This is a genomic window from Photobacterium sp. OFAV2-7 (genome assembly GCF_022347985.1).
Classification (GTDB): Bacteria; Pseudomonadota; Gammaproteobacteria; order Enterobacterales; family Vibrionaceae; genus Photobacterium.
The window spans coordinates 1-5178 of record NZ_JAKRFQ010000336.1 but is presented as its reverse complement, the minus strand read 5'-3'; the positions used below and the strand labels follow the sequence as shown (position 1 = coordinate 5178).

General features: G+C 49.9%; 6 protein-coding genes. 1 reads left to right on the top strand and 5 read right to left on the bottom strand.

The features are described from left to right. Positions 1 to 168: 168 nt before the first annotated feature. Positions 169 to 642, top strand: a complete 474-nt coding sequence (locus tag MHN01_RS16130) for an FKBP-type peptidyl-prolyl cis-trans isomerase (protein WP_370646514.1) — start codon at positions 169 to 171, stop codon at positions 640 to 642. A 110-nt stretch (positions 643 to 752) separates the two neighbouring features. Here MHN01_RS16130 and MHN01_RS16125 read toward each other — a convergent pair whose 3' ends face one another. The 5 genes from MHN01_RS16125 to lpoB all read right to left on the bottom strand — a co-directional run. Continuing rightward, a complete protein-coding gene (locus MHN01_RS16125) occupies positions 753 to 2042 on the bottom strand; it encodes an NAD(P)/FAD-dependent oxidoreductase (RefSeq protein ID WP_239412277.1) in 1290 nt (429 codons plus the stop codon). Between the two features lie 206 nt (positions 2043 to 2248). Beyond that, positions 2249 to 2791 carry an alpha/beta hydrolase YcfP gene (gene ycfP / locus MHN01_RS16120; protein ID WP_239412276.1) on the bottom strand — a complete coding sequence of 181 codons (543 nt, stop codon included), beginning with the start codon at positions 2789 to 2791 and terminating at the stop codon, positions 2249 to 2251. 109 nt (positions 2792 to 2900) lie between these two features. Then, entirely contained in the window at positions 2901 to 3746 is an 846-nt protein-coding gene (locus MHN01_RS16115) for a DUF6279 family lipoprotein (RefSeq protein WP_239412275.1), read from the bottom strand. A gap of 197 nt (positions 3747 to 3943) precedes the next feature. Beyond that, positions 3944 to 4786 (bottom strand): phosphotransferase, encoded by an 843-nt coding sequence (locus tag MHN01_RS16110; protein WP_239412274.1) that lies wholly within the window; start codon positions 4784 to 4786, stop codon positions 3944 to 3946. Between the two features lie 42 nt (positions 4787 to 4828). Beyond that, a partial coding sequence (lpoB, locus tag MHN01_RS16105; RefSeq protein ID WP_239412273.1) for a penicillin-binding protein activator LpoB occupies positions 4829 to 5178 on the bottom strand: 350 nt, incomplete at its 5' end.

Sequence of the window (5178 nt, the reverse complement as noted above, 5' to 3'; positions counted from 1 at the left end):
GTGTTTTCGCTGATCCCGCAAGATCTGCGCCCTGCCAAGCCAGTCTTCCCGACAGCATAATCATTTCACAGTGACCAGGATCACTGCATACTTGCGGACAAAGTTGGTATGAATTATACGGTTAGGGTACTATGAGCCAGACCTCAAGCTAAGGAGCGGGTATCTATCGTGTTTAAAATTATCATCACTATTGCGATCATCGGCCTTGTCATTTTCTTCATGCAACGCTCTCAAAGCAATAAGCAATCAGCTGCTGAAAACATCAAAATTGGCCAGGAGTTTCTGGCTGAAAACGGACAGCAGGAAGGCGTGAAGAGCACAGAATCCGGCCTACAGTATCTTGTTCTTCAGGAAGGTACCGGCACGGTACACCCGAAACCGTCTGACAAAGTAACCGTTCACTACCACGGTACGCTGATTGACGGCACTGTATTTGACAGCTCGGTCGAGCGCGGCAAAACAATCGAGTTTGGCCTTAGCCAGGTCATCAAAGGCTGGACTGAAGGGTTACAGCTGATGGTTGAAGGGGAAAAGACCCGGTTGTTTATTCCCGCAGAGCTTGCCTACGGCAACCGCTCAGTCGGCTCAATCCCGGCCGGTTCGGTACTGATTTTTGATGTCGAGCTCATCAAGATCAATTAAGGCCTTTACTAAACCTCATTAAAATTCATGTAAGAAGATCATGACGACACAAAAACGCCGCTAACACATAGCGGCGTTTATTATTCTAGGCAACCTATAACAACTAACGATTAGTGTAGCTTCAGATTTGGTCGCAATACGCGGTTAATACGGCCGACCAGCATCATCAGACCGGTCTTGAACACACCGTGAAGCGCGACCAGGTGCATGCGGTACAGCGAGATATACACCACACGGGCAATGCGGCCCTCGACCATCATCGAGCCCTTGGTCAGGTTGCCCATCAGGCTACCCACTGTCGAGAAACGGCTTAGCGAAACCAGTGAGCCATGGTCGCTATAAACATAAGGCTTCTGCGCGCGATCTGTCATCTTGGCAACAATGTTAGAGAAACAGCGGCTCGCCATCTGGTGCGCGGCCTGAGCTCGCGGCGGTACGAAACTACCGTCCTCCTGCTCGCAGCAGGCCAAGTCACCAATCACATAAATATCATCATCACGGGTAGTCTGCAGGGTCGGCTTGACCACCAGCTGGTTAATGCGGTTCGTTTCAAGGCCAGCAATCTCTTTCATGAAATCAGGCGCCTTGATACCGGCTGCCCACACCATAATTTGAGCCGGGATATGATCGCCATCTTTGGTCATCAGGCCGGTTTCGTCAGCCTTGGTCACCATAGTCGCCGTACGCACATTCACCCCGAGCTTGGTCAACTCGCTATGTGCCGCACTGGAGATACGTGGCGGCAGTGCCGGAAGAATACGCTCGCCTGCCTCAACCAGATTGACATTCAGGCGCGAACTGTCCAGATCGCCGAAACCATAGGTGCGCAGCTCCTTCACCGCGTTGTGTAGCTCTGCCGACAGCTCAACCCCGGTTGCACCGGCGCCGACAATCGCAATATCAACGGTTTTTTGGTCTTTGTTCGCGTGTAGTTTCAGGAACTGGTTGTTCATTTCAGTACGGAAACGGTGCGCCTGCTCCGGGCTGTCCAGGAAAATACAGTTGTCGCGCACACCCGGTGTATTGAAATCATTGGATGTCGAGCCGATAGCCAATACCAGAATATCGTATTCCAGCTCACGCTCCGGCATTAATAGCTCGTCGTGCTCATCATAGAGAGCGGCCAGCTTGATTGACTTGTTCTCTCGATCAATCGACTGCAGGCTGCCCATCTGAAAATCAAACGAATGGTTTTTTGCGTGAGCACGATAGCTCAGGGCATCAACCCCGGCATCCATCGAACCGGTTGCCACTTCATGCAGCAGCGGCTTCCACAGGTGGCTGGCTTTGCGATCGACTAGTGTTACTGTTGCACGGCGTTTGCGCCCCAGAGTACGACCCAATTTGGTCGCAAGCTCAAGACCGCCCGCACCACCACCAACTACGATAATACGAGTCACGATAACTTCCTCTTATTTTGTATAAATTTTATTGCGCAGAGCCGAATGGTCCGTTATTCATCCTTAAACGACAGATGACAACGCTCTGGCTAGCTGACTAATACCAAACTGAACAATGCTCTGATCACGCAGGCACGCCAAAGTCCACTGTGCAATTTGGTATTGAAGCAGACGGACCGGGCCCGTCTGCGGAGGGTAGGAGGTAATTAACGTGTTTCTTTAAAGGCTTTTATAGTTTGTAGATGCTGCGAGATCTTTTTAAATTTATGCGTTTGATTCTCATCCCAGATGATTTCGTAGTAATCACCCAAGGCATCTTTTGTATCGCGATTATCTAATACTTCATCATTAGTTGAAAGTATGCAAAGACAATTACCGGCATTTTTTTTACGAAAGTCTGTAACACATTTTGTCGAGATGTCGGCATATTCTTCAGGCCGGTCAATTCTTCCTTCCATATTCAGTTCAGGGTGCAAATTTGGGTTAAATATGACCTGTTTGATCCCGCACAAAAAGCCGATGCGCTCAGACCAATAGCCACCGAGCCCTACCCCACAAATCACCGGATGAGGGTCGCTGGATTCTTCGATTAACTTATGCACTTCCTTGAGCAAATGCTGCATATCGTGCTTAGGATGGAGCGTACTGTAATTCACAAAGCGAACATCAGGGTCAATAAATTGAAGCTGTAGTACCTTTTCATGATTACCTGGGCTTGTAGAATCAAAGCCATGCAGATAGATGATCATTTGTTATCCCCGTCATTCTTATTCTTAACTCTGAATTTAATCTAACACGTTTCGTAAGGTTTAAAAGGCAAAAAACACGATTTTCTTAACAAATAAGTGCCATTTATCGCTATTGATTTATCAAAACCGCTACATCTTTGCGGATTGCACTTAGCCGATTATCAAAAAACCGAAGCTGGCTTTGTGACAGGCTATGATTAAATCGCCTTAACAGCTCGAAACGACGATTAAGGTAAAAGTTCAGTTCAGCCTGAATGGCATCATTTTCCAAAGCAACCAGGCGCTGGAGCTCGCGGCTCAGCTCGGCTTCAAAATCCGGCCGCTCTCTATTTGCCATCAGCACGCGCCAATTTTGCAGGAACTGATACCAAACGGTGAAGAATTCCGGCTCCATTTCAACCTGGTACCCGGCCAGCTCCTTCAGCAAGGATTTTTGCCTGCTGCTCAGCGTGCCAACCCAATCCGCAGCCGTCTCCTGAAGGGCACTCGCTCTTTTCTCGATCTTCTGCCTGGTTGTCAGGATTTCGCGTTCTTGCTTAACCTCATCAATGGCAGACTGAATATTACCGTTCAGTTGCGCCACTTGCTGATCATCCAGCAGTTTGAAGGTTGCCGCCAGCGGTTTGGCCAGCAGAGCCACTGAATCCTGCCCCAGAGCGGTTAACGAAAAGTGATAGCCACGGACCTGGCCAAACGACAACGGTCGCTGCAAATCGGATTGCAACGCAAAGATTTCACGATGGATCTTTGGCAGCTCCTGCCGCCGGTGAATAGCTAATGCTTTGTCCAACTCGGCATCAAATACCTTTTCCTGGCTGGAAGTCAGCGTGACATAACCAGAAAGGTAATACGGAATCCAGTAGTTGAGAGTATTGTAGCCAAGGCGCATCACACACCCCAGAAGGATGAGCATGATAAAAGCACCCGTAGCAAAACGCGTCAGCCGTTGAGGCATCTTAACTCCCTTTCAATTGCTTAAACAGAACAATGAATCGGTGAATTAATAGTGTAGACCTGAGTTTCGGCAGTATATTTCGCAGCAAAGAAACTGCAGGGAAGTTAGTACCGCGAGGGGCCCGTTTCTGAGTTAGCAACCTGTTCTGGCTTGACGCCGTTCAACAGCAAGCTCATGCCCCAGGGGCTAAATCATGATTAGAGTAGCTCTCGGAATAGCTCTTGGGCAAGCTTGTCGGCTTCAGTCTGGTAGCTGTTATCTTTCCACACCGTTGCCCCAACGTAATACCAGAGCATCGCCAAATATCGGCACCAAGGCTGCCATGCCGTTACCGCAGCCAGCCAGCGCTCATGATCCTGGGTGCCCAGCAGCTGGCAGTAAACCGCAACAGCATGCTCCCGCTCCAAACCATTGGCACTGATTGTCAGCGCCAGATCAAGAGAAGGATCTCCCGCGGCGGCGTATTCCCAGTCAATCACCCGCTTATGCCCTTCGGGCTGGCAAATAATATTGTATCGTCCCAGGTCATGGTGGCAGCAAGTGTCATCAAACCAGCTCTGTAGGGGAAGGTTCTGAAAATAGTTAACGCTCTGCTGCAATGAGGGAGATTTGTGTCCGTCGTCGATCTGCTCCCAGTAATGGGCGGCTTTTCGCTTTACATCAAGACGCCAGCATGGGGCTGGCAAGGCATGAATGTCGACCTGGAGCTTCAGCAACTCCTCATCAGACAGGTTATCAGCAGCTGTCATCCCTTCAAGCCACTCGACGAGCAAGCCCTTATCTAGCAGCGCAATACTACGCGGGGCCAGGTTAGATGACTCAAGGTTTTTTAGCACCTGATGCTCACGTTCGCGAGAGAGCCCGAACGCCACGCTTGATTCGGCAACCGGTCGCCATACAGCCTTTGAACACATGGCCGTACGTACATCTCGCAGTTCAAGCAACCAGCAGCGGTTGCTCAGGCCGCCGGTCAGCGGCCTGGCAGAAAGTAACTCGATATCCGGCAAGGCATTCAGCAAAGCGGGATCAAACGTATTCACTCATCGCCTCACGTCTTGACAGAGATCGAGCATATATGACTATTACCAACCCAGCAGGCTCTTGGCTTCCTGCTTGCGGATTTCAGTTTCGTCAGCCCACTCAACCAGGCCGGTTTCCAGATCCATCAGGCGCATGGTCATCTTGTAGTATACGTCTTTATCGCTACCAGCCTGCTTGACGATACTGGCCATGTTGCCGTATAGCATGTATTCCGCACCCACCATTTTACCAAACTGAATCGCCGTGCTCTGATTCACCAGCTCATCGTTGTTTTGGAAGTTCAGCTGCTTACGCACATTTTCAACACGGGTCATATCAACGAAACGGAATTTACCCGAGTTAAGCAGGCGCGTACTGACCGAGTCAGTCACCGATTCGGTATCGATATGCT